This is a genomic window from Nocardia thraciensis (assembly GCF_054782435.1).
In genome coordinates, this window is sequence record NZ_BAAGSM010000018.1 from 279,530 (window position 1) to 304,453 (window position 24,924).

18 protein-coding genes and 1 pseudogene are annotated in these 24,924 nt (G+C 67.9%); 3 read left to right on the forward strand and 16 right to left on the reverse strand.

Going from position 1 to position 24,924, the window contains the following annotated elements:
• Positions 1–11: 11 nt before the first annotated feature.
• Positions 12–1,556 (forward strand): acyl-CoA carboxylase subunit beta, encoded by a 1,545-nt coding sequence (locus tag ACYVLQ_RS10690; RefSeq protein WP_460697238.1) that lies wholly within the window; start codon positions 12–14, stop codon positions 1,554–1,556.
• 799 nt (positions 1,557–2,355) lie between these two features.
• On the opposite strand, the gene ACYVLQ_RS10695 is transcribed toward ACYVLQ_RS10690, so the two are convergent.
• From ACYVLQ_RS10695 to ACYVLQ_RS10705, 3 genes are all read right to left on the reverse strand, one after another.
• Positions 2,356–3,789 carry a DUF4153 domain-containing protein gene (locus tag ACYVLQ_RS10695; RefSeq protein WP_460697239.1) on the reverse strand — a complete coding sequence of 478 codons (1,434 nt, stop codon included), beginning with the start codon at positions 3,787–3,789 and terminating at the stop codon, positions 2,356–2,358.
• A gap of 638 nt (positions 3,790–4,427) precedes the next feature.
• Positions 4,428–5,519, reverse strand: coding sequence for a HAMP domain-containing sensor histidine kinase (locus tag ACYVLQ_RS10700; protein ID WP_460697240.1), 1,092 nt, complete (start codon positions 5,517–5,519; stop codon positions 4,428–4,430).
• Positions 5,516–6,214 (reverse strand): response regulator, encoded by a 699-nt coding sequence (locus ACYVLQ_RS10705; protein WP_460697241.1) that lies wholly within the window; start codon positions 6,212–6,214, stop codon positions 5,516–5,518. Before ACYVLQ_RS10705 ends, ACYVLQ_RS10700 begins: the two co-directional genes overlap by 4 nt.
• 157 nt (positions 6,215–6,371) lie before the next feature.
• Between ACYVLQ_RS10705 and ACYVLQ_RS10710 the strand changes: the two genes are divergently transcribed.
• Positions 6,372–6,572, forward strand: coding sequence for a DUF5988 family protein (locus ACYVLQ_RS10710; RefSeq protein ID WP_460697242.1), 201 nt, complete (start codon positions 6,372–6,374; stop codon positions 6,570–6,572).
• Between the two features lie 98 nt (positions 6,573–6,670).
• Here ACYVLQ_RS10710 and ACYVLQ_RS10715 read toward each other — a convergent pair whose 3' ends face one another.
• From ACYVLQ_RS10715 to ACYVLQ_RS10770, 12 genes and pseudogenes are all read right to left on the reverse strand, one after another.
• A complete protein-coding gene (locus ACYVLQ_RS10715; protein ID WP_460697243.1) occupies positions 6,671–7,459 on the reverse strand; it encodes an alpha/beta fold hydrolase in 789 nt (262 codons plus the stop codon).
• Between the two features lie 260 nt (positions 7,460–7,719).
• Positions 7,720–8,073, reverse strand: a complete 354-nt coding sequence (locus tag ACYVLQ_RS10720) for a Scr1 family TA system antitoxin-like transcriptional regulator (protein WP_460697445.1) — start codon at positions 8,071–8,073, stop codon at positions 7,720–7,722.
• 72 nt (positions 8,074–8,145) lie between these two features.
• Positions 8,146–8,666, reverse strand: a pseudogene (locus ACYVLQ_RS10725) (DUF6879 family protein).
• A 182-nt stretch (positions 8,667–8,848) separates the two neighbouring features.
• Entirely contained in the window at positions 8,849–9,115 is a 267-nt protein-coding gene (locus ACYVLQ_RS10730; RefSeq protein ID WP_460697244.1) for a Txe/YoeB family addiction module toxin, read from the reverse strand.
• Positions 9,112–9,390: a type II toxin-antitoxin system Phd/YefM family antitoxin gene (locus ACYVLQ_RS10735; protein ID WP_460697245.1), complete on the reverse strand. Its 279-nt coding sequence runs from the start codon at positions 9,388–9,390 to the stop codon at positions 9,112–9,114. The genes ACYVLQ_RS10730 and ACYVLQ_RS10735 overlap by 4 nt, the downstream gene beginning before the upstream one ends.
• A 255-nt stretch (positions 9,391–9,645) precedes the next feature.
• Positions 9,646–9,924, reverse strand: coding sequence for a hypothetical protein (locus ACYVLQ_RS10740; protein WP_460697246.1), 279 nt, complete (start codon positions 9,922–9,924; stop codon positions 9,646–9,648).
• Between the two features lie 154 nt (positions 9,925–10,078).
• Positions 10,079–13,453, reverse strand: coding sequence for an arabinosyltransferase domain-containing protein (locus tag ACYVLQ_RS10745; RefSeq protein ID WP_460697247.1), 3,375 nt, complete (start codon positions 13,451–13,453; stop codon positions 10,079–10,081).
• Between the two features lie 223 nt (positions 13,454–13,676).
• Positions 13,677–17,057 (reverse strand): arabinosyltransferase domain-containing protein, encoded by a 3,381-nt coding sequence (locus ACYVLQ_RS10750; protein WP_460697248.1) that lies wholly within the window; start codon positions 17,055–17,057, stop codon positions 13,677–13,679.
• Between the two features lie 88 nt (positions 17,058–17,145).
• Complete coding sequence (locus ACYVLQ_RS10755) at positions 17,146–19,023, reverse strand: DUF6541 family protein (protein ID WP_460697446.1); 1,878 nt, start codon at positions 19,021–19,023, stop codon at positions 17,146–17,148.
• Between the two features lie 306 nt (positions 19,024–19,329).
• Positions 19,330–21,321 (reverse strand): arabinofuranosyltransferase, encoded by a 1,992-nt coding sequence (locus tag ACYVLQ_RS10760; protein ID WP_460697249.1) that lies wholly within the window; start codon positions 21,319–21,321, stop codon positions 19,330–19,332.
• A 181-nt stretch (positions 21,322–21,502) separates the two neighbouring features.
• Positions 21,503–22,264 (reverse strand): decaprenylphospho-beta-D-erythro-pentofuranosid-2-ulose 2-reductase, encoded by a 762-nt coding sequence (locus ACYVLQ_RS10765; RefSeq protein ID WP_460697250.1) that lies wholly within the window; start codon positions 22,262–22,264, stop codon positions 21,503–21,505.
• Positions 22,261–23,751 (reverse strand): FAD-binding oxidoreductase, encoded by a 1,491-nt coding sequence (locus ACYVLQ_RS10770; protein WP_460697251.1) that lies wholly within the window; start codon positions 23,749–23,751, stop codon positions 22,261–22,263. Before ACYVLQ_RS10770 ends, ACYVLQ_RS10765 begins: the two co-directional genes overlap by 4 nt.
• 73 nt (positions 23,752–23,824) lie before the next feature.
• On the opposite strand from ACYVLQ_RS10770, the gene ACYVLQ_RS10775 reads away from it, so the two are divergent.
• Positions 23,825–24,280, forward strand: a complete 456-nt coding sequence (locus ACYVLQ_RS10775) for a GtrA family protein (protein ID WP_460697252.1) — start codon at positions 23,825–23,827, stop codon at positions 24,278–24,280.
• 2 nt (positions 24,281–24,282) lie between these two features.
• Here the strand turns inward: ACYVLQ_RS10775 and ACYVLQ_RS10780 are convergent, their stop codons facing one another.
• Positions 24,283–24,903 carry a pyridoxamine 5'-phosphate oxidase family protein gene (locus ACYVLQ_RS10780; protein ID WP_460697253.1) on the reverse strand — a complete coding sequence of 207 codons (621 nt, stop codon included), beginning with the start codon at positions 24,901–24,903 and terminating at the stop codon, positions 24,283–24,285.
• Between the last annotated feature and the right edge of the window lie 21 nt (positions 24,904–24,924).

Sequence of the window (24,924 nt, forward strand, 5' to 3'; positions counted from 1 at the left end):
GAGGTGAATCCGTGAGTACAACCGCCGAAAAACTTGCCGATCTGCGGAAGAAGCTCGAATTAGCGCAGGAGCCGGCGGGTGCGGCGGGGGTGGCCAAGCGGCAGCGCAAGGGCATTCCGAGCGCGCGCGACCGGATCAACATGCTGCTCGATCCGGGCACATTCGTGGAAATCGGTGCGCTGGTTCGCAATCCGGGCGATAAGAACGCCCTGTACGGCGACGGTGTGGTCATCGGTCACGGGCTCGTCGAGGGGCGCCCGGTGGCCGTGTTCTCGCACGATCAGACCGTGTACGGCGGTTCGGTCGGCGAGATGTTCGGCCGCAAGGTGTGCGCGATCATGGAGTTCGCGGGCAAGGTCGGGTGCCCGGTGATCGGCATTCAGGACTCCGGCGGCGCGCGCGTGCAGGAGGCGGTGACCTCGCTGGCCTGGTACGCCAATATGGCGCTGAAGGTGGAGCCGCTGTCGGGTATGGTGCCGCAGATCTCGCTGATCCTCGGCAGCTGCGCGGGCGGGGCGGTGTACCAGCCGATCAATACCGACGTCGTGGTCGCCACCGAAGAGGCGTACATGTTCGTCACCGGCCCGAAGGTGATCCGCGAGGTGACCGGCGAGGACGTCAGCCTCGAGGAGTTGGGCGGCGCCCGCAGCCAGGCCGAGTACGGCAATATCCACCATGTCGCCAAGGACGAGAAGGCGGCCTTCGAATGGGTGCGCCAGTATCTGGGCTACATGCCGACCAGCTGCCAGGAGTCGCCCCCGATCGTGAATCCCGGGCTGGAGCCGGAGACCACCGACAGCGACCTGGAACTGAATTCGATCGTGCCGGACTCCGACAACGCCGGTTACGACATGCACGAGATTCTGCTGCGCATCTTCGACGACGGGGATTTCCACGAGATCGGGGGGTCGGCGGCGCTCAACGTGATCACCGGGTTCGCCCGGGTGGACGGGCGTACCGTCGGCGTGGTCGCCAATCAGCCGATGGTCTCCGCGGGCGCGCTGGACGCGCACGCCGGGGACAAGGCCTCGCATTTCGTGCGGCTGTGCGACGCGTTCGAGATCCCGCTGGTGCTGGTGGTCGATACGCCCGGCTTCATGCCCGGTGTGGAGCAGGAGAAGATCGGCGTCATCAAGCGCGGCGGGCGTTTCCTGTTCGCGTTCGTGGAGGCATCGGTGCCGAAGGTGACCGTGGTGATCCGCAAGGCCTACGGCGGCGGGTACGCGGTCATGGGCTCCAAGCAACTCGGCGCCGACATCAACCTGGCCTGGCCGACCGCGCGCATCGCCGTGATGGGTGCCGAGAGCGCGGTGAGCCTGATCGGGCACAAGCAGATCGAGGCGGCGCCGGAGGACCAGCGCGAGGCGATCCGGCAGCAGATGATCGACTTCTACAACGCGACCATGGCGAATCCGTGGGTGGCGGCGGAGCGCGGCTTCATCGATGCGGTCATCGAGCCTGCCACGACGCGGCTGGAGATCCGCCGGGCCCTGCACCTGCTGCGCGACAAGAAGTTGCAGCGCAACCCGCGCAAGCACCACCTGCTGCCGCTGTAGGACTCTGCTACCTGCTGAATGACGGTGGCATCCAGCAGGTCCGGGCGCACCGGCGCCGGTGCGCCGTGATACTCGGCTGGCCCCGGTGCGAAGAGACCCGGGGCCACGTATCCGAGCGTGCGTACCGGTTGGTACGCACCCCCACCCTAAGCAAATCCCCAGCACCCGGCCCCCCAGCTGTTCCCATCAGCAGTAAGCCGGACAAACCAGGCGCCACCAGTGCCACCAGCAACACCACCCCCCCGGCCCCCTTGGCGAAGCGGGCTCCGACCCCGGCGGAGGCGTCCGCCCGGCGGAGATGTCTGTCCGGCGGAGATGTCTGTCCGGCGGAGATGCCTGTGCGGCGGAGGCGTCCGCCCCGGCGGAGACGTCCGCCCCGGAAGCGGCGTCTGCCCTGGCAGGGACCGTCTGCCCTGGCGGGGACCGTCTGCCCTGGCGGGGACCGTCTGCCCTGGCGGGGACCGTCTGCCCTGGCGGGGACCGTCTGCCCTGGCAGGGACCGTCTGCCCCGGCAGAGATCCTCGGCCTTCCCGGCATACCGCCCTTATTCCCGGCATAGGCCGTGCTCTTATTTCAATCTCGGCGAAGGTCGCCCTCGTATTTCATTATCGGCGTAGGCCACCTCTTATTTCCCGGCACGCTTTTCGCCGGGATCCACGGTGACCGACTCGGCTCGGTAGATTCCGGCCAAAAGCGTGCCGGAGTGACGATGTCGGCGTGCTGGAGTGACGAGGTCGGCGTGCTGGAGTGACGAGGTCGGCATGCTGGAATAGCGAGGTCAGCGTGCTGGAATGACCAGTTAGCGGAGGTTGGATCGGGAGAGGTTCCAGCTGTTCCAGGTTTCGGGGTCGAGGTCGTTGCGGAGTTTCCTGAGCAGGTGGTCGCGGAGGGGGCCGGGGAGGCGGTCGACGGCGGGGACGATGTCGGGGGAGAGGGAGGACAGGTAGGCGGTGTCGAAATTCTCCCCGCGTTGCCAGCGGTCGATATTGCGGTCGGCGATCAGGCCCTCGGGGTTCAGGGCGGCGAGCGCGAGCAGGGTGGCGACTGCCGTGCCGATGGCGGTGCGGGGCAGCCATTGTCGGTCCGTGCGGAAAATGGCGACGAGTACCAGGACGTAGACGACGCCGAGCCACAGCTCGCAGCTGCCGACCAGCAGCCGCAGCACGGTGAAGCCGTAGGCCTGCTGATAGGTCCACATGCGGTCGAACGCCGAGGCGATGATCACCAGGGTGAGTGCGGTGATCGCACACAGCAGCACCCGCAGCCATCTCCGATCAGCCGCCGAATCCTGTGCGGCCCAGCGCAGTACGGCCAGAATGACGATGAGCGTCAGCACCGTGACCGCCGCCAGCTGCCAGAACCCGCTGCGGGCGTATTCCGCGTAGGTCAGCCCGGCGGTGCGCTGCACGTAGTCGTCGCCGCCGAACAAGGCCATCAGCTGCGCGCCGATGAACGCCGCGAACAGGACCGTCAGCGCGCCGACCGGAAGTCCCCATTCCAGCAGCGTGAGCCTCCGGCCCGGAATCTGTTGCCGCCCTGCCGAAGCGGGCGCCGGCGGTCCGGCGAGCAGGTACATCGCCGCGGTGCAGCCGACGGCCGCCGGTGCGAAGACCAGTATCCAGCGCACCACGGAATCGGTGTTCATGCGTGGCAGCAACCCGTCGACGAGCGATGCGAAGGTCGCGTCCGCGCTGCCCAGCAGCGGTACGAAGATCGCCAGCAGCGCGACGGTCACGGCCACCGAGACACCGATGCGGCGGCCACGGACCCCGGCCCCTTCCCGAAACCTGCCGAGCCCCACATAAACCCACGCGACCGCGCCGAACGCGGACAACGGCAGCGCGATCACGTCATACAGTGCGCCGTTGGCCGACCGCCGCCCGACCACGGCCAGCGATGCCGTCACACAGGCCGCGAGGGCGCACAGCGCGAACAGCCACCCTGCCGCCCGGAACGTCCCGACCGCCAGCAGCGCCAATGTCGCGGTGGTCCACCAGACCCGCTCCCAGTTCCGGTTCGGCGTGACCGCGGCCGCTTCGCGACGCGCGCGGTGATCGACGGTCACCACCGCCACCACCGCCGCGAAACCCGCGATCAGCCAGCCGATCCCCGGCCGAGCAACCGGAACCGCCACGGCCGCAACGGCTCCCGCAATCCCCGCTGCGGGCAGCACCCCGGCCGGGCACATCACTCGCCGCCAGCGCGGCGGCGTCACGGGCGCCGGCGAGTGCATCGGATACCCCGCAAGCCCCGCCCGACTGGACAACGGCCCCTGCCCCGCCGCATCCGACTCACCGGAAGTTGACGAATCACCGTCAGTCGCGGACGAACTTCCCTCTGGCGGTGCTGTCCGTTCGCCGCCGCCGTTGTCCGCCTCGCTGTCGGCCTGTGCCTGCCGTCCGACCTCTGCCCACGCAGCGGCCGTGTCGGGAGTTCCGGGCGCGACAGCCGTGTGGCCTTGGTGCGGCGATGGTTGCGGGCCATCGTCAACGGTCGCGAGGGCCGTGGCATCCGCCTGGTCGAGCTTCACACCGGCGACGCGTGTCCATCGCCGGGGCGATTCCGCGGGGTCATCCGATTGGGTTGCCGACTCCGTAGGCGTAGCGACGGGTTCGGTAGTGCCGGATTGCGTCGACTGCTCTTGCGGATTCGACACGGTCCGCCCCGGTTCGGTCCCGTGGGTCGAATCGGTGTCCGGTAGAGCGGGTTTCGAAGTATCGGCCGAGTCGTGCAGTTCTTTCGGGGGCGGCGCTTGCGGGGTGGTGCGATCGTCCGGTGTCGGTCGTTCTGGCAAGGTGGGTCTCCTGAGTGTGCTTTGTCGGCCCGGAACCTCGAAGGTGGGCCGGACGGTCGGTGATCGGGACGGGGGAGTCAGGGATTCGGTGGCGGCGCGGCGGGGAGGGCGACGCGGATTCGGGAACCGGGATCGGTGACGGCGATGGTGCCGCCGTGCAGGTCGACCACCCAGCGGGAGATCGCCAGGCCCAGGCCGGTGCCGCCGCCGTCGGTGCGGCCGCCGCGGGTGAAGCGGTCGAAGACGCGGGCACGGTCGGCGGGCGGTATGCCGGGACCCTCGTCCTGGACGTCGATCACGAGTTCGCTACCCGACGGGCGCGCGTCGATGCGGACCTCGCCCCCGGCCGGGCCGTGGCGGGCGGCGTTGTCCAACAGGTTGAGCAGGACTTGGTGCAGCCGGGCGCGGTCGGCGTAGACGGTGGCGGTAGTGGGCGCCACCTCGCCGCGGAAGCGAACGCCGCGGCCCGCTGCCGCCGCCATCACCTCCGCCTCGGCGATCACCTCGTCGAAAAGTGGTGCCACACAGAGCTCTTCGCGGTCCAGCGGCATGGCGCCCGCTTCGATACTGGACAGATCCAGCAGTTCGGAAACCAGCACGCTGAGCCGTTCGGTCTGGGCGAGAGCGGTTTTCAGCGTCTTCGGATCGGGCTCGGAGACCCCGTCCACCAGGTTCTCCAGCACGGCGTTCAACGCGCTGACCGGCGTGCGCAGCTCGTGCGAGACGTTGGCGATAAGGTCGCGACGCTGCTGATCGGCGGCGGCGAGATCGGCGGCCATCTGATTGAACGCCGCCGCCAACTGCCCGACCTCGTCACGCGAGGACGCGCGCACGCGGTGCGTGTAGTCGCCGTGCGCCATGCGCTGTGCCGCGGTGGTCATCTCGCGCAGCGGCCGGGTAATGCCGTGCGCCAGAAACTGCGAGGTCACGAGCGCGATGACCATCGCCGACAGGGTCGTCAGCGGCGGCAGCCAGCCGATTCGCAATCGGAAGAATCCGAAGGCCAGCCCGCCCGCGAAGATCATCAGAATCGCCAGCTTGAGCTTGATGGACCGGATCCGGTCGAGCGGTCGCGGCAGCGCCTCCGCCACCCGATCGGTCAGCCTTTGCAGCTCGGTCCACCGTGCCTCGCCCGGACCAGCCTCGGGCGCCCGACTGCCCCCGCTCACCGCGCCTCCAAGGCGTAGCCGACCCCGTGCACGGTCCGGATCAGATCGGCGCCGAGCTTGCGGCGCAGCGCCTTGATATGGCTGTCGACCGCCCGGGTGCCGGCGGCGTCGGCCCAGTCCCACACCTCCTCGAGGAGCCGCTCGCGGGCCAGCACCACGCGCGGGCGGCGGGCCAGGCGGGCGAGCAGGTCGAACTCGAGCGGCGTCAGTTGCGCCTCCGCCGCACCGCGCCAGACTCGCCGTTGATCGGCGTCGATGCGGAGGTCGCCGACCACGATGACGGTGCCGCCGTGATCACCGGCTCGGTCGACCCGGCGCAGCAGGGCGTGCACACGGGCGGCGAGCACCCGCAGCGAGAACGGCTTGGTCAGATAATCGTCGGCGCCGACGCCGAGCCCGACCAGCTGATCGGTCTCGTCCGCGCGGGCGGTCAGCATCAGCACCGGGACCGGGCGCTCGGCCTGAATCCGGCGGCACACCTCCAGCCCATCGAAGCCGGGCAGCATCACATCGAGCACCACCAGATCCGGCTCGAGCGTGCTCACCGCGGCCACGGCGGCCGGGCCGTCGTGGGCCATATCGACGGTGAATCCCTCGGCCCGCAGCCGCACGGCGACCGACTCCGCGATGGTGACCTCATCGTCCACCACCAGAATCCGCCGCGCCCTGGATCCCGCGGCCGCGTTCTGTTCCATGCTTGGGAACCCTAGCCACCCGCTGTGCAGAGGATCAGCATCAAATGTGGAGATCCTGTGTGCGAACGTGCCGATGGCAGTCGTCGAAAAGACTATGACCGGGGTGTCTTTCGCGGAATCGGTCGGTCGAAAGGCCCTGGTGTGAGAGCCTTCAGCTATGGGTAGCACACCGAAGGCCGTACTAGAGGGCGGGCCGGCCGACCTGCCGCAACGGATCGTTCCGATCACCCCGCCGGGAATCGAACTGCGGGTGCAGTTCCACGGCGGCTACGAGCGCTTCAAGGTGACCCCGCGGTGGCAGGACACCGCCGAAGGCAACCTGCCGGTCTACGAGTGGATCGAACACGTCGAACCGTGAATTCCGGTATCGACGACAGCCTGACCGAGGAGGCACAGCGCCGACCGATCGAACATCCACGGCCGGTTCCTCGTTCGCCGAGCGGCAGTGGCGGGGTTTCAGTCGGCAGCCGGAACCTCGGGTGCGGGCAGCGGCCGCCGGACCGGTAGCTGGGTCTGCACCGGTGCCACGGTCAGGAAGTCGATGATCTGGCCGTAGACCAGCTCCGGCTTCTCGAAGGCCAGCAGGTGCGAAGTGCCGGGCACGATGGCCAGCTCGGAATCCGGGATGCTCCGGTACAGCGACACCGTGTGCTCGATGGAGACCAGGTCGTCGTCGGCGGCCATCACGAGCGTGCGCGCCCGGATATCGCCGAGGTGCTGCTCGGTGAGTGTCGGCTGGGTCCGGATCATCGTGTCGAACCGCTCGACGAAGCCCGGGTAGTTCTCGACGGGATCCGGCGACACCTCGGCGTGGTTCTTCGCGACCCACGAATCCGGATCCTCTCCGAACCCGTCCATCGTGCCCGGGATCAGTCCGTCGTGGTGGTAGTTGCCGCTGAGCGACACCACCCGGCCGACCAGGTCCGGGCGCTGCCGCGCGACCAGCAGTGCCACATTGGCGCCGTCGCTGTAGCCGACCAGATCGGCCGGTGCGCCGACGACCTGCTCGAGGAAGGCGATCATGTCCTCGGCCATCAGGTCATAGGACAGGGGGCCGGGTACATCCGGGGTGCGGCCGTGCCCGCGCCGATCGACGGCATAGGTGTGAAAGTGCTCCGCGAACAACGGCATCACCGATTCGAACGTGCGCGAGTCCACCAGCCCACCGTGCAACAGGACCAGCGGCGCCCCCTCGCCCTGCTCCTCGTACCACGTCTTCACCGCACCCAACCGCACATATGCCATACCACCCATCCTGCCGCACCGACCCGACACAAACGGGCGGCGCACGTACATGCGCCGCCCGTCCGTCTTCGATCCGATCAGAACAGCCGCAGTTGCCCCGGTGACCAGAAATTGGAGCGGTTGGTCGTGCCGGTGCTCACGTCGGCCGGTGCCACCTTGTAGTTCCGGTCGACTTGGCGAGCGGGGACGCCGTCTCCTTCGTCGCTTCCCTTTTGCGAAGGCCGACGACGGCCGCCTCCTTGCCGCCACTGTCTGGCAGTTCACGCGTATCGTTCCTCGAGAGCCCTGCGAATCAGCTCTCTGGCCGCCTCTCCGGTTACGGATTGTTTTGCGAGCGTGTCGAATGCCCGGCCATAGAGGGCCAGCTCTCCCGGTTGAGTGATTGTTATTCCCGCGGTGTGACCTTCGGCTTTCACCATTCGGTTGTCGAACATAAAGAAGTTTTCAACGACGACCAGTCCCTCGGCGGTGCGCGGCAGAATGCCTAATGTCAACCGAGGCATGCTGATGACTGAATATAGCCTGTCGAGCTGTCCGATCATTACCTGATCGCTCCCGACGGTGGTGTATAGAGATTGCTCGCTCAGTATGATGTGGAAACGCCTCCCGGCCAGATATTCCGGCGCGTCGCCGTATCTCTCGTAGCCTTTTGCCGAGAGCTTCCCGTGCTTCTTGTACCGAGTTGGTCACCGGGTAGAGATCGCTTGTGTGTACTCGGTGTACGGAGTTGCCAGGCTCCAGAGCCGATCTCTGACGCCACGGCAGTAGAGGGCGAGCGCTGGGTCGGTGGTTACTGCAGAACTGCCAACCGAACGGCCGTCCTTGTCGGACAGATTGAACGCAACTAATTCGTCGTCGATCAACCACCATCGTCTGGTGGTGCTTCGCCAGCTTGATGCCGAGGTAGATACCGAATATCTTCCCCGTCTTCTATATTGAGTGCCGCGACGTTCAGGCACCAGCGCTGATAGTCGCTATGCGGAACAGTGACGACCCGAACTCTTTTGAATGACACACCGCGAGCCGTATGTTCCTGGACGAAATCGGACCAACTACGGTGCCATTCGCGATAGTCGAAGGGCTCGTTGTTCAGGAACTTCTGGAAGGGCTCATCTTCTGCAGGCACGCCATACGAATCCCGTACCTCCAGATGGAATGCCTCGTAACGTGCCTCCGCTAGAACTTCACGATTCGGCCGGAACTGCACCGTAGAACGTCCTTTCTGCCTTCGGCACCTCGATCGGAGTTTCGTGATCTTCCATGTGCATCTGATCCAGTGTTTCCCGGTCGGTTACTGGGCGGCCGGTCAACCTGAACGTACCGCGCCCGGTGTGGGTCAGCGTCGAGCCGAGGTACGTCCGTGGCTCTGCAAATCCGGTCAGCAGGTGGTCAGTCGTCGTAGTGACCGCGGCAGGCGATGACGATCACCTGGTCGTCATCGCAGCGGTACACGATTCGGTGCTCGTGATCGATGCGCCGCGACCACCATCCGGACAGGTTTTGCCGTAGGGGCTCCGGCTTGCCGGTGCCCTCCGCATTGCCGTTGCGGCGGATGTCATCGATGAGCCGATTGAGTTTGCGCAGAATGGCCCGATCCTGTTGCCAGCTCACATAGTCGGACCATCCGGTATCGGTGAACGTGAGTTTACGGCTCACTCGTCGTTGCTCTCGTCGTCGACGTCGATGAGTTCATGGACCTGAGTGTGCCCGGCCTCGGCCTGGGCGATGCCGCGCGCGAGCCAGGCGGCATTGGCCGAATTGGACAGCAGGTAGGCCGTCTCCTTCATCGCCTCCCATTCTCGGAGGCTGACGACGACGGCGGCCTCCTTCCCACCACTGCGGGTGATAACGACCTCGTCGTTGTCCTCGGTGGCGGCGTCGAGCACGGCAGCGAAGTTATTGCGTGCATCGGTGGCATGCATGGCGCGCATGGGCAACTCCAACATTGTGAATCAGGATGACCGACATCCAGTTACTGATAGTGTACTGGATCGCGTACGTGATTGGCTACGAAGGTTAGTTGAGACTCCGTGTCGAACGTGAACGGGCGGCGCGAATACCGCGCCGCCCGTCCGGGATCGATCCGATCAGCACACTCGCAGTTGCTCCGGCGACCAGAACCGGAGCCCCTCGTCGCGCGGCGGCATCCACGGCCGGGCCTGCGTATCAACGCAGCCGGGTAAGCCCTACGCCTCGGGCGGTGGCGCGTAGCCGGGTGGTGGGGCGTCGTCGGTCGGACGCCAAAGCCAATAGGTGAGTGCTCCGTTGGTGGTTTTCACCTCGCGGCAGATCCACATGCGCCCGTCCGTGCCCTTCGCCTTCTGCCCGGCGCGCTGCTCGGTGCAGGCCAACCGGGGCGAGCCGTCGTCGGCGACGGCCGTGGGTGCGGCGGCCACCTGAGCCAGTGCGGGTGCCGCCGCGATCAACAGTGCGGCAATAGATGTGACTACTGAACGTGTGTGCATGATTACCTGCCTTCACGCCGATCCGCGTGGGTCGTTCCACGAGCGTCATCCTGTGACGCCACCGCTGAGTGTGAATCGATCACCGCCGGACCGGTCCCACACACGAAAGCGGGCGGCGCAATCATCATGCGCCGCCCGCTGATTCCGACCCTGCTCAGAACACCCGCAGTTGCCCCGGGGACCAGAAACCGGAGCGGATGGTCGTGCCGGTGGTCACCTCGGCCGGTGCGGCCTTGTAGTACTGGTCGTAGCGTTCCAGCGAACCCCAGTCCCGCGCCCAGTCGTTCTTCAGGTAGGTCGGGATGGTGGTCGACTTGGCCAGCATCTGCGAGAAGCCCAGGGGCCCACCGAATTCCTCGGCCTGCCAGGTGTCGGTGGAGCTGACCGCGAGCGGACGGTCCGGCAGGATGCGGTAGTTCGGTACCTCGGCGACGCCGTCGAGGTGGTCGAACGGCCGCTGGCACGGGAACTGCAGGCCCACGGCCCAGTCCAGCAGCACCGGCTGTTCGGTGCCGATGACGGTGTTCAGTGACTGCAGCTTCGGCACGCGCGGCGCCGTGAACGCCAGCCACTGGTCACCGATCAGGATCGGGTCGTTGGCGACGATGCGCACCGTATCGGCCTCGGGCGAGATCTGATCCAGCGGCACCCGCAGGTTGCGCCAGGTCGGGAACGGCCCGATATCGCGCGGCAGGTAGCTGCCGAGCTTGGTGACCGAGCCGTCGGGCTGCGTCTTGCCGTAGTCGACGGTCAACGACTGGCCGTAGTCGACGTTGCCGGTGTCATCGACCGACAGGATGCGGCCCGCCGCCGAAATCACCACCAGCGGTGAATCCTCCGATCGCGGCGGCAGCTGGTACCAGCTGGAGGTCAGGTTCGCGGGCTGCTGCACGTTCTCCTGGTAGCTGCCCATCACCGGCGTCGTCGCCGGATCGAGCCCGAAGGGCAGCGCCACGGTGCTGCCGTTCACGCCGGTCTGCTGGGTGCGGCCACCGCCGGTGCCCGCGTTCTGGCCCTCGGCGAACGCCGCGCCCACCGACTGCGTGGAGGTGTTGCCGGTGCCCGGCTTGACCTCGACGGAGTCGGCCTTCAGATCGGTGGGAACCCCGTTGGGGGAGAAGCCGACCGGATTGCCACCCGCGAGCGGGTCGTCGTTCTTCGGCGGATGCGCGGGATCGATGATCGGGGTCAGGTTGCCGCTGTTGACGTCCTGCTCGACCAGCACGTCGTTGGCGAGCCCGCACGAATTGCCGCCCACCGCATCGAAATTCGAGCGCGCCAGCGAGTACGCGGGGTACTGCCACACCGCGCCCTTCACCAGCGAGAACACCTCGAACAGCACCATCGCCGCCGCGACCACGGTGAGCGGGATGGCGGCGAACTTGCGAATTCGCCTGCCGCGCGCGGTCTTCGCGCTCGCGGGCGGCTTCGCGTAGCCCTCGCGCAGCGACTGCCAGGCCACCAGCGCCAACGCCAGGCCGAACAGCACCAGCATGATGGTGTTGGACTGAATGCCCTTCAGCGACACCGTCTTGTCGAACCACGGCACCCCGAAGCTCGATACGTACCAGTACCCGTTGATACCCGAGAACGACAGCGCCAGCGCGAACAGCAGGGCGGCCAGGAAGATCGACCGATTCTTGCGCGAGCGCAATGCCGTCGCCGACACCGCCACGGCGGTCACCGCGGCCAGCGAACCGGCGATGCCCGCGTAGGCGCCGAAGTGGTGGGTCCACTTGGTCGGGTTGAACATCATGAAGAAGATGGTTCCGAACACCACGCCCATCAGCCGCCACGTCGGGCCGCTCGCGATGCCCGGCACCTTCACGCGGCGCAGCAGCACCATCATCGTGGTGAACAGGCACAGCAGCATCACCAGGAACGCGAACCGGCGCGCCAGCGACCCGTCCACCGTCTCGACGAACAGGTAGTAGTAGCGCAGATAGTCCTCGTACCAGGCCAGGTTCGGGCCCGCGAGGCGGCGCACCCGGTTGGCCTCCTGGATCGCGGCGAAGGTCTGGTCGCTGTAGACGACGGTGAGCACGAGGAAGCCCGCGGCCGCGATCGGCGCCAGCAGCGGCAGTGTCGAACCCCACCAGGTCTTCTTCCACCCGGATTCGCCCGCGGCGAGTTCGCGGCGCCTGCGCACCGCGACCCGCACGAGCGGGCGGATGCCCGCGAGCAACGCGGCCACACACATCAGACCGGTCGGCGCGGCGGCAAGCGTGAATGCCGCGACCAACACCGCGACCGCGGCAGGCAGCAACCGGGAGGTCGCGATGGCCCGCTCGATCGACACCCAGGTCAGCAGCGCGCCCAGCGCGACGATCGGCTCGGAGCGCAGGCCGTTGTCGTAGGGCATCCAGAACGCGAGGAAGACCAGGCCGCCGGTCCACAGCGCCACCTTCGAGGTGCGCACGCCGCGGCCCAGCCGGGGCACCACCTCGCGGCTGATCACCATCCAGCACAGAAGTCCGCACAGCAGCGCCGGGATCCGCACCCACGCGCTGGCCGTGGAGACCTGCGCGAACGCCTGGATCACGTAGTAGTACCAGCCGAACGGCGCCTCCGGCACGCCGTACCAGCGGAAGTAGTTGGCCAGATAACCCGCGTGTGGGGCCACCCGCACCATGCTGAGGATATAGCCGTCGTCGGAGGTGTTGGCGCCGACGAAATGCCACACCAGCAGCGTGCCCGCGACGGCGCCGTCGGCCCAGGTCGGCTTCAGCCAGTGCGCCGGGAGGATCCGGCGGTGGCCGCGGCGGTCACCGGTGTCGAGGCGGCCGAGCGCGGCCAGCGCGATCAGGGTGCACAGCACCGCCGCGATCATCGCGACCAGTTTGATCAGGGTGGGGGTGGTGGAGAACCGGGAGTCGACCGTCATGTCGAACGACAGGCCCTCCGGCGCGCCGCCCTTCAGGTCGGTGAACACGCCGACCACCTGCGGCCGCAGGTCGCCCTCGAGCGTGCCCTCGATCGGCGCGGTCACCGTTTCGGTCGCGCCCGGCGCGCCCTCGACCGGCTGTTCCACCTCCCTGGTTGCCCCCTGGAACGCCGCGTGGGTGCGGTTGTGGTCGGAGGAGATGACGATCGACGAACATCCGGCGAGCTGGGAGCGCTCCGCCGACGCCACCACCGCGTTGCGGTCCACGACGTCCACCGAGGTATCCGACACCCGGACGAACATCGCCTCCAGCGAGGCTCGATCGCCCTGCGGCGGCGCGGTTGCCAGCAGCATGCCGCCCTGCGGCGGCAGCCCGTCGACCAGCGAGCAGGGAATGGTGGCGTTCAGATCCACGGGGACCTGCGACATCAGCGGCGCCTGCACGCTGCCGACGGTGCCGTTCTGTGGCCAGTTCACCTCGGAGGTGGTCTGGGTGACCGGCAGGAACGGGGTGGCTATCGCGAACAGCGCGCCGAGCAACCCCGCGACCAGCGCGATCAGTCGGGCGTTGCGGTAGTCACGGGGCGTCGCGTCGGGCGCGGAGGCCTCCGGTTTCGTCAAGACAGCAGTTGCGGCGTCGGGCACGGTTGGTGATGTTATCTGCCCGCGCTGTGAGTGACTGTGTTCACTCGGATCCTGCTGTTCACATCCACAGTGCGACCGCTCGCCCGGAGGCTGAATCCTCACCATCCGGGTCCGGACGGGGCGATACCCGCGGGGCCGTCGCCATAGCCGGAACGTTGCACGACACGCCGGGATGACCACCATTGGAGCAGGCGTGGCGGGTCATCCCGGGCGGTGTCCGGGGTCAGCTCGTCTTGATCGGAGCGTCTTTCGCCCAGCCCCAGCGATTTTCGACGGTGACGCCGACCTCCGCCGGTGTCGCGGACGGGACGTAGGGCGTGTACCGCTCCAGCGAGCCCCAGTCCCGGCTCCAGTCGTGGTTCAGGTAGCCGGGGACGGTCTGGGCCTCGAGCAGCAGCCCGGTCCAGCCGAGCGGGCCGCCGCCGATGTTGTCCTGCCAGGCATTGGAGGCGTCGGCGCCGACCCGGTCGGGCAGTATGCGCCACTTCGGCACCTCCGCGACGCCGTCTTTGTGATCGAAGGGCCGCTGGCACGGGAAGGCGAGGCCGACGTGCCAGTCCTCCAGCACCGGATCCTGGTGACCCACTACCGAATCCAGGGTGTCGAGCTTGGGCAGCCGCGGCGGCGTCACCGCCAGCCACTGCCGCGGGGTGAGGTCGTTGGCGACCGCGACGATGCGGACCGCGTTGGTGCCCTCCGGAATTCGGTCCAGCGGCACCCGCATATTGCGCCACGACGGTGCGCCGCCGACGTCGAGCGGCTGGAACTCGCCGAGCGGCTGTTCGGAGCCGTCCGCGGCCCGGTGCGCGAATTCGACGCGCAGGTCCTGGCCGTAGGTGACCACGCCGTCGGCGTTGACCGATTTGATCCGCCCGGCCGCGCTGATCGCGAGCAGCCGGTAGGCGGGGTTCTTGCGGGCGTCGGCCAGGTCGAGCCGGTACCACTGGGAGGTCAGGTGGGCCTGCTGCTTGTCGCCGGTGGTGTAGCTGCCCATGACCGGGGTGCGGGCGGGGTCCAGGCCGAAGGGCAGCTTCACCGTGCTGCCGTTGATGCCCGCCTGCTCCGTGCTGCCGCCGCCGGTGCCCGACCGGGTGGTGTTGGTGGTCTTGTTCTCGGACTTGGTGTCGACCGAATTGGCGCCGCCGGTGACGGTTTCCTCGGCATCGGCGGTCAGGTCGCTCGCCACGCCGTCCGGGGTGAATCCGACGTTCTCCGCGACCAATCCGTCCGCGGGAGAGCCGGTGTAGGGCTGCAGCAGTGAGTCGGCGGTGTCGGTCTCCACCAGTACGTCCTCGGCCATCGCGCACGAATCGCCGCCCAGGGCGCGCAGATTCGACTTCGTGACGGAGTACGCGGGGTACTGCGATATTGCGGCCTTGCCCAGCGATGCCACCTCGAACAACACCATTGCCGCCGCCGCGATCGTCAGGGGCTGAATCGCGAACTTGTCGAAACGCCTGCGGCCGTTGTCTTTTCGAGCGGACTCGCCGTTTCGGTACGGTTCCCGGTAGTACTGCCAGGCGGCCAGCAGCAGGCTGAGCACCGCCAGGCCCAGAAATCCCGTCGAGAAGCCCTTGCCCGCCAGCAGCGGCGCCTTGTCCCACCACGGAATCCCGTAGCTGGACACGTACCACCAGCCGTTGGATCCGGTGAAAGTCACTGCGAGCAGGAAGAATACGGCCGCGGCGAACAGCGATCGGTTGTAGGGCGCGCGAATCCCGTTGATTCCCACCGCGACCGCGGTGAGCGCGGCCAGCGAGCCCGCCAGCCCGGCGTAAACGCCGAAGTGGTGGGTCCACTTGGTCGGGGTGAACATCATCAGCAGCAGCGACATGAACACGATGCCGAGAATGCGTGCCGACGGTCCGCGCGAGGTGCCCGGGATCCGGCCGTTCTTGCGCAGCATCACGAGCACGCACACGCCCAGGCACAGCAGCATGCCGAGAATGCCGAAGCGGCGCGCCAGCGAACCGTCGGGGGAGAGCATCAGCAGCGAATCCCAGCGGGTGCGCTCGTCGAACCATGCGACGTTCGGCCCGATGGTAGTGCGGACCCGGGTGGCCTCCATGACCGTGGCCAGCGTCTGGTCCGCGAAGACCACCACCATCACCAGGACCCCGGCGGCGGCGCCGGGCGCCAGCAGCGCGCCGTAGCGCAGGACCATCGACCACACTCCGCGCTTGGTAGCCCCGCCGTCCCCCCTTGTCCCGGCATGCCGCTGATCCTCCCTCTTTCCGGCGTGCCGCTGATCCCTCATTTTTCCGGCATGCTTTTCGCCGGAATCCAATTCTCCCCGTGCGCGTTTGATGATGATCTGCAGCACCGGTCGCGATCCCGCGATCAGCGCGGCGATGCAGATGAGCCCCGTCGGCCCGGCCGCCAGCGAGAACGCAGCGATGAGCACGGCGATCGCGGCGGGCAGCAGGCGTCCGGTGGCGATGGCCCGCTCGATCGAGCACCAGGTCAGCAGCGCGCCCAGCGCGATCAGCGGTTCCGGCCGCAGGCCGTTGTCGTAGGGCAGCCAGGCGACCAGGAACACCAGGCCCGCCGTCCAGATCGCAATCCTGTCGCGGCGCACCCGGGCGCCCAGGCGCGGCAGCACCTCCCGGCTGATCACCAGCCAGCACACGATCCCGGCCGCCAGCGCGGGCACCCGCATCCACCAGCCCGCGTCGCTGACCCGCGTCATCCAGGCCAGCACCTCGTACGGCCAGCCGAACGGCGCCTCGGCCACGCCGAACCAGCGGTAGTAGTTGGCCATATAGCCCGACTCGCGCGACGCCCGGGCCATATTCAGGATGTAGCCGTCGTCGGAGGTGTTGGCGCCGATGACATGCCACAGCAGCAGCGTGCCGAGCACCACCGCGTCGGCGATGCCGAACCGCCACCAGTGCGCGGGCAGGAACCGGCGCGGCCGCCGCCCGTCGGCGGTGTCGATGAGGTGCAGGCAGACCAGCGCGATGAGGGTGAGCACGACCGCGGCGATGATGGCCGCCAGCTTCAGCGGGCTGGGGCTGGAGGAGAACCGCGAGTCGATATTCGCGTGCAGGTGGGCGTCACCCAGCTGGGCGCGCTCCAGATCGGTGAAGACACCGACGACCTGCGGGCGGATATCACCGGACACGGCATTGCGGAAGGGGCTGCCGTCGGCGCGCGTGACCCCGGTGAGTTCGGCGCTGGTAACGGCGGCACTGGAATCGACGGTCAGGGCGGCGCAGCCGCCGACCTCGGCCATCGGCGCCGAGAGCAGTGGGATGTCGTGCAGCAGGATCGATAGCGTGCGCTCGCCGCCGGGTTCCCCGACGACCTTGGCCATCAGGCCTTTCGCACTGGCGTCCGGCGCCTCGGCGGGCACCGTGGACACCACGGTGCCGCTCGGCAGGTCGCGGAACGCCGTGCACGGGACGGTCAGCGCCAGATCCAGCGGCGCGTACGACACCAGCGGCGCATCCACATTCACCGACTGCGGCTGCGGCCAGTCGAGCACCGCGCGGTCCTCCCGCACCGGCAACAACGGTGAGATCGCCGCGAACAACACGGCGAGCACACCCGACACGAGGGCGATCAGGCGAACCGGGGAAACCGCTGGAGAGTCTGCGCGCACGATGCACGATGCTAGCCACCCCGGCTGGGAATTCGACTCAGCACCCGTCCTGCGGTCTACGACAAGGGAGTTCGCTCACCGCGGCGGATCAACGCAGCGGGCGGACGTCCCAGATCCAGACGCCGTCGACGTATTTGCCGGGGAAGCCGAGCAATTGGTCGAGGGTGGCGTGGATGGCGCCGCCGTTGACCGATGGTGGGAGGACGACGACGTCGGCCTTCCAGTACTCGAGGTCGGCGAGGGCGCGGTCGCGGGCGGCGTCGTCGAGTTGCGGGACGCGGTCGTTCTGCTGGGCCTGCATGAGCAGGGTGGCCGTGGGCCGGTCGTCGGCGCCGTACTGGCCCTTCTTCTCTCCGTTCGGGCCGACGAAATAGCCGCCCGCGAGCGGGAATGCGAGATCCGCGTCGATCTGCCAGCGCAGCGGGCGCGCGTCGAGCCGATACGGCGGCGGTGCGATGACGACCGAGCCGCCGCTGACGTACCGGCGCACCGTGTCGTCGGTGAAGAAGGCCGGGGTGGGGGTGCGGTGGGTGACCGGCAGGATCGTCGGCACCAGCGGCGCCAGCGCCAGGGCCAGGACGCCGAACCAGATCAGCGGCCGCGGATCGCCCAGCGACTGCCGCCCGTAGGCGATCGCCCGTTCGGTGCCCAGCGCCAGCACGATCGCGATCGCCGGGATGGCGGCCATCGAGAATCGGGTCTCCAGCACCGTATTCAGCAGCGGCACCTGCTCGAGCCACTTCCAAGGCAGGCTCACGTCGGTCATCTGCCTGCCGAACGACACCGACACACCCAGCGACATCACGATGAATACGACGATCACCGCGGCGGCCGCCCGCACCACGCGGTAGTGGTTGCGCGCGTCGTCGCCGGCGCCCGGCCCGTCGAGGCGCAGCCAGCCGCGGCGGCGCCACAGCAGCACCACGGTCACGGCAACCAGCGCCAGCAGCGGCCAGCCGAAGTAGGAGTTGTCCTCGGTCGGGTTGATTCCCACGTTCTGCCCGGGCGCGAAGACGCCGCCCAGGGATTCGGCCGGGAACTGCACCAGCGCCTTGAGATCGTTGCCGGTCGGGCCGTGGTCGATGGACTTGTAGCTCTGCGGGCCGAAGAACTGCCACCACAGCGGCACCGCCGTGAGCGCGAGGGTGAGCAGCGCCGCCAGCCCGACCGTCGGCGCGACGGTCCGGGTCACCCGCCAGCCCAGGCGCGGAGCGTGCAGGTAGTAGACGAGCGCGAACAGCCCGAAGGCGAGTGCGAAGATGAGCAGCGGTTCCTCACCGAGCGCGATCTGCAGCGCCACCAGCACGCCCAGCACCGCGGCCTCGCGGGCGCGCCGGGCCCGGGTGGGGGCGGGGCCGGTCGACGCGCGGCGGGCCATCCGGATCATCAGGAGCGCGATCACCGGCAGCAGCGCGAGCATCACGAAGTTCGGGTGGGCGTTGGCGTGCGAGATCATCGCCGGGGCGAAACCGCAGAACACCCCGCCCACGAACGCCGCGAACCGCGAGGTCACCATTTCCCGCGAGAACAGCCAGTACCAGGCGAAACCGGTGGCGGCCAGACCGGCGGTGAGCACCAGCACGTAGGTGGTGGTCGGCCCGAACAGCAGGGTGACCGGGGTCAGCGGCACGCCGACGCCGAACATGGCCGTATTGGCCATCATGTTCACACCGGCCGGGAAGTTCTGCAGCGTGGTCCCGAGCGGACTCTCCAGATTCGCCACCGAATGCGCGGTGACGGAGAAGAACCACTCCCACATGGACTGGTCCTGGCCGCTCTTGATCAGGTAGCCGTTCTCGGTGTCGCGCCACTGCCCGGACAGCACGATGACGGCGCAGGCGAGGTAGACCGCCCCGGCCAGCGCATCGAGGCGGGACGCCCACAGTCGCCGAGCCAGTCTGCTCCGCCGGGACTCCCGGGTGGATTCGACGACCGGCGCCCCACCGGCGCGCGCCGGTAGGTCCAGGACTGCTGTCGCGGCTCCCCCCGATCGCGTCGGCGTGATGCGCTCCGATTCCCCGCCCGATACCACAGGCAAAACTCCTCTTGCTGGACGAACTCAACGGCCCACGCTACCGGTGCACCCTGAGAGCGCGCTGGTCGACCGGATAGTTATCCACAGAAAATGAGGTATTCCACAGTTTTGTCCACAGTTTGAACGGCTTGTACACAGTGCACGACCTGCGGCCCGGTTACGGCGCTCGAGGGCCGCGGGTCGCCGTATCCCCACTACTGGTGACCGGAACTTGTCGCCGTGCCGCGGGTGTCGGCCTCAGCGCCGCACGACGACGGTGAACGGCCCGATATCGGTCCGCTGGAAATGCGGGTCCTCGAACAGGGTCGTGGGGAACGACACCGTGTACCGGCGCACGTTGGGATCGTTCGGATAGACGTCCTCGGCCAGTCGCAGCGTGTAACTGTCGCCGCTGCGTCGGAAGACGAAGGCGTCCGGCGCCCGCCAGGGGCTGTGCGCGAGCGCGTCGAGCAGCTCGGCCGGGGACTGCAGTTCGCTCCAGCGCTTGATCTCGGCAGAGCGCCCGGCGAAATCGGCCAGCGGGTTCGCGTAGTGCGAGGTGAGCGCCTGGAAGCCGTAGTACGGGTAGTAGGCCAGGAAGCTGGTGTCGGCGGTCAGCACCACGGACGCGTCGCGGGGCCGCCCGGTCTGCGCGATGAGGGCCGCGTCGATCGCGCGGTAGTGCGATACGGCCGACGGGCTGCGCTGGTCGGCGCGTTCCCCGTTGCCGTCGGTGTCGGTGTATGCGGTCGTGATCTCCGTGTTCAGAATGCTGGGGATGGTCTGGGCGAAGGCCAGCGCGCCGAGCGCCGCCACCGCCGCCGTCACCACACGGAAGCGCTGCGGCTCGTTCAGCGCCTGGTAGACGGCCCGCGCACCCTCCACGAACCCGAACACCCCGGCGGCGGCGAGCAGCACCTGCAGAATCGGTTCCAGTCGGAACGACAGCGCGGTCATGCCGACCGCGGTGACCGTCATCGACGCCAGCGACCACAGATAGATCGCCACGACCCCGATCCCCAGCGCCTGCGCCCGCCGCGAACTCGCCGCGCGCATCACCAGCCAGACGGTGCCGATCAGGCACAGCGCACCGAGCAGCGGCTCGGCGAAGTCGAACATCGGGAACGACAGCCGCGCCCCGGGCTCCGGCAGATAGTGCAGTGCCGAGCCGCCGGATGTGGGCAGCGTCGAGGTGAGCGCCTTCCACAGCCACGGGCCCCAGGTGATCAAGGCGAGTACGCCGGTGATCACACCCATGACGACCAACCGGGCGAGAATCGGCGACAGCAGCTGCCACGCTCCGGGCCCGCTCGCGGTCTTACGCGGCTGATGCACCGCCTCCGCCCGCCGCTGCCAGAGCAGCGCGCCCCAGGCGACCACGGCCATCAGCACCACCGTGAACACCGCCACGCCCGCGAACAATTGATAGAACATCGCACAGAGTCCGAGGAACAGCCCGGCCCCGACCACCGCACCCCAGCCACCCGCTGTAGGAACAGCGCCGTCGGCTACGCCCGGCGTCTCCGACCTGTCCGCTCCGGCCCACTCCGCCGGACGGTACAGCGCCCCCCAGGCCAGGATCATGGCCGGGGCGAACAGGACCACCAGGACGGCGCTGTAGGCCTCCGGTGCGGCGAACGCCACCGTCACGGCGGTGGTCGCCGCGGCCACCGCGACGGCCCAGTCGGCGCGAATCAGCTTGGACCACAACACGAGTGCGAGCGCCGCCGCCACGGCCAGCGAGGCGATGGCGTAGGGCTTGAAGGTCTCCCAGCCGGGCATCCCGAGCACGTTCGCCACTCGCCCGCCGATCCAGAACCACCCGGCGGGGTAGTACGGCGGCAGGTCGATATAGGTCATATCGTGTAGCGCCGCGCTGTCGGTCAGCCGGGTCAGGTACTCGGTGCGGAACTCCTGGTCGACGGAGACGCCGAACAGATACAGCTTGGTCGCCCCGAGCGGCATGCCCAGGGTCACCGTCACGAAGCTCGAAATCCCGGCCCAGGACAGCACTTTCGCCAACCACGGCCAGCGCCGCAGCCGGATGAGCACGACCGCCGCGACCAGCACCGCCACCGATGCGGCCTGCCCGACGGTGGTCAGTGCCCGGGTCACATTGGAGGAGTTGAACGCGGGCCACTGCACGGTCCCGAACGCCACGAGCCCGACGGCGGCCACCGCGGCCGCGACCACCGCCGCGAGCACCGCCTCGCCAAGACCGCCGCCAACCTGCCGGACAAGTACTCGCACGCTGCCTCCGGATTTCTCTGTCGCCTGCACTGGACGCGAGCCGTGCGTCAGCCTAGTCAGCTGCGCGCGACCCGGCCGCGTCGGCGACGGACGGTGTTGCGCAGAACCACGTTCACGGCGCGGGACATGACAACGGCCGACAGCGGGCGATCGCTGTCGGCCGTGTGCGCCGGTGTCCCGATCAGATGGGGAGTCGGCGGAAGATCGCGCGCGGCACGTGGCGGAGGACCATCATGACCCAGCGGAAGGCGCCGGGCGCCCAGACGATCTCCTTGCCTTTCTCGGAGGCCGAGACCGCAAGGGCCGCAACGTCTTCCTTGTTGACGGTGAGCGGGGCCTCGTCGACGTGCGCGGAGAACTTGGTGCGCACCTGGCCGGGGCGGACCACCGTCACGCGCGGCCCGTAGGGGCGCAGCGCCTCGCCCAGCCCCAGGTAGAAGCCGTCCAGCCCGGCCTTGGTGGAGCCGTAGACGAAGTTGGCGCGCTTGACCCGCTCACCGGCGACCGAGGACATGACCACGATCCGGCCGTAGCCCTGGGCCTTCATCTTCTCGCCGACCAGCACGCCGACCGAGACCGACGCGGTGTAGTTGACCTCGGCCACGCGCACGGCCTGCTGTTGGTTCTGCCACAGCTCCTCGGCGTCGCCGTCCAGCGCGAAGGCGACGATCGCGACGTCGATATCACCGTCGGCCCAGGCCTGCTCGACCACCTTCGGATGGCTGCCGGTGTCGAGCGCGTCGAAGTCGACGACCTCCACCTTCGAGGCGCCCGCGGCCTCCAGTTGCGCCACCGAATCGGCGCGCAGCGGATCGTTCGGCAGCGCCGCGAGCACGATGCGGGCCGGGCCCTTCTTCAGATATTCCGCGCAGATCGCCAGGCCGATCTCGGAGGTGCCCCCCAGCAGCAGAATGTTCTGCGGGTTACCTACGGCATTGATCACTGCAGCTCCAGCCTTCTCGCCATATCGGATATGAAAACGCCTGTGGGATCGACATTTCGGCGGATCTTGATCCACTCGTCGATCCGGGGGTACATCTTGTGGAAGGTCTCCGCGGTGGTGCGGGAATCCTTGCCGGTGTAGAGCCGACCGCCGAACTCCAGGACCCGCCGGTCCAGATCGGTGACGAACTCGTTGAGCCCCGCCCTGATCGGGAAGTCCACGCAGATGTTCCAACCCGGCATCGGAAAGCTCAGCGGCGCTTGGTTACCCGGGCCGAACAGCTTGAAAACGTTGAGGAACGAGTAGAACCCGGATCCCTGGATGTCGCGGATGATGCTCTTGAATTCCTCGACCGCCTCGGGCGGCACGACGAACTGGTACTGGAGGAAGCCGTTGGAGCCGTAGCCGCGGTTCCATTCGCCCATCATGTCCAGCGGGTGATAGAACTGCGTGAGGTTCTGCACCTTGCCCCGGTACGTGCCCGACTTCCGGTACCAGAGTTCGCCGATCGGGGTGAAGGTGTACTTGTTCGCCAGGCCGTTCGGGAAGATGTCCGGCAGCGTGAAGAACGTCTTGCCGTTGAACTTCAACGGATCTTTCCGCAGCTTCTCGGGTAGCTCGTCCAGCTTGGCCAGGTTGCCGCGCGAGATCGCGGCGCGGCCCAGCTTCGGTTCGGGGCTGATCGCGTCGAACCATGCCGAGCTGTACTCGTAGCGATCCTCGGAGCCGTCGCTGTGGAAGGCGATGGTGTCCTCGAGGGTCTGGGTCACGTCGCCGTCTGCAATGAAATACGCGGTTTCGGTCGGCGTCATCTCGACGGTGGCCCGCAGGATGATGCCGGTCAGCCCGCAGCCACCGATGGTGGCCCAGAACAGCTTCGCATTCCGCTTCGGCGTGATGTGATGCACGGTGCCGTCGGCGGTGAGCAACTCCATCGACCGCACGTGATTGCCGAAACTGCCCGCGCTGTGGTGGTTCTTGCCGTGGATATCGGACCCGATCGCGCCCCCGATCGTCACCTGTCGAGTGCCGGGCAGCACCGGGACCCACAGACCGAACGGCAGCGCCGCCTTCATCAGCTGATCCAGATTCACACCGGCATCGACATCGACAAGGTGGGTGTCGCGATCGATGCGGTGAATCTTGTTCAGCGCGGTCATGTCGACGACCAGACCGCCCGCGTTCTGGGCGTTGTCGCCATAGGAGCGGCCCAGCCCGCGCGCGATCACCCCGCGGCGCAGGTGCTTGGGCTTGGACTCGTTGTCCTCCGCGACCATCGCCACGGCCTGTGCGATCAGCTCGGGATCGCCGGTCGAGAGCACTTCGGCCGAGGTGGGTGCGGTGCGGCCCCATCCGGTCAGTCGACGGGTGCGGGTGGGCAAGTCGTAGCGTTCGGCCGACCCATTGCTGTCATTCTGTGACGCAGCGCCGTCGCCCGCAGTTTTCGCAGGACCCGCGGCGGTGGAGGTCTGAGCTTTCGTGGACATCGGCATAGAGGCTACAGGTATGACCGGACATCGGTCCCGGTGTAGAGATCGCGAACCCGCTACGCTCGTGCCCGTGTCCGCGGAACCCCACCTTCCTCTGCCGCCCGAGCTGCCCCTGGTCGACGAGCCGGGTGGCACGGACGTCGGGCTGAAGACGCAGATCATCCGCTTCGCGTTGTCAGGCGGTTTCTCGGCGGTCATCGACTTCGGCCTCTACACCCTGCTGCTGCAGGTGGTGGGCCTGCCGGTGGCGGTGGCGAAGTCGCTCAGCTTCATCGCGGGCACCACGACCGCCTACCTGATCAACCGGCGCTGGACCTTCCAGGCGGCGCCGAGCCGGACCCGCTTCGTGGCGGTGGTGGTGTTGTACGCGCTCACCTTCGCTGTGCAGGTCGGCATCAATCAGATCCTCTATCACGTGTTGCCCGACGAGTGGTGGCGGATCTGGCTGGCGTTCATAGTCGCGCAGGGCACCGCCACAGTGATCAACTTCATCGTGCAGCGGGCTGTGATCTTCAAGATTCGGTGATTTCAGTATTCGGCGACCGATGCTCGCAACTGGGCCCTCGCGCCGAAGTAATCCCCGCCCTTGGCGATCGGATTGTCGGTGCCCCACCGGCGCTCCTCGCGGGCGGCGGGCACCAAGTGCGGAATGTGCTTGCGGCAGTGGATATAGGCCTCTTCGACGTCCACCACGACCCAGCGCTCGGCGGCCCGGCCATGCTCGGCGGCGGGCAGGCCGGGCGCCCAGCGGCGCAGGGCCGAATCCTCGACGACGCGGGCGGATCCGTTGATGTGCAGGCCGATGAGGTCGCGCACAAAGTCGATCAGCAGGATTCCGATGTGCGGATTCTCCAGCAGGTTGCCGAGGCCCGCCATGACCCCGTTGCCCCGGTACTCCGGGTACGCGAGTGTGCGTTCATCGATCACGTGCAGGAAGCCGGGTTTGCCCGCCCGGAAGCTGGCGTCACACTCGCCGTGCCGGTCCGAGGTGGCGATGAACGCCATATCCATCCGGTGAACGAAGTCGATCATCCGGTCGTTGAGCCTGTTCAGGACCTGTTCGCGGTAGAAGCGCTGGGCCCGGTCCCGGGTGCCGCACCGCTCCTGGAGTTCCTGCTCGCCGTCGCTTCCGCATCGCACATCGGGCATATCACGCCGCCTCGGGTTGCT

Excerpts from the sequence above, each read along its gene's own strand:
- ACYVLQ_RS10740 (WP_460697246.1), bottom strand. The coding sequence starts at position 9,924 with ATGCACACACGTTCAGTAGTCACATCTATTGCCGCACTGTTGATCGCG.
- ACYVLQ_RS10705 (WP_460697241.1), bottom strand. The coding sequence starts at position 6,214 with ATGGAACAGAACGCGGCCGCGGGATCCAGGGCGCGGCGGATTCTGGTG.
- ACYVLQ_RS10770 (WP_460697251.1), bottom strand. The coding sequence starts at position 23,751 with ATGTCCACGAAAGCTCAGACCTCCACCGCCGCGGGTCCTGCGAAAACT.
- ACYVLQ_RS10710 (WP_460697242.1), top strand. The coding sequence starts at position 6,372 with ATGGGTAGCACACCGAAGGCCGTACTAGAGGGCGGGCCGGCCGACCTG.
- ACYVLQ_RS10715 (WP_460697243.1), bottom strand. The coding sequence starts at position 7,459 with ATGGCATATGTGCGGTTGGGTGCGGTGAAGACGTGGTACGAGGAGCAG.
- ACYVLQ_RS10695 (WP_460697239.1), bottom strand. The coding sequence starts at position 3,789 with ATGCACTCGCCGGCGCCCGTGACGCCGCCGCGCTGGCGGCGAGTGATG.
- ACYVLQ_RS10780 (WP_460697253.1), bottom strand. The coding sequence starts at position 24,903 with ATGCCCGATGTGCGATGCGGAAGCGACGGCGAGCAGGAACTCCAGGAG.
- ACYVLQ_RS10735 (WP_460697245.1), bottom strand. The coding sequence starts at position 9,390 with ATGCGCGCCATGCATGCCACCGATGCACGCAATAACTTCGCTGCCGTG.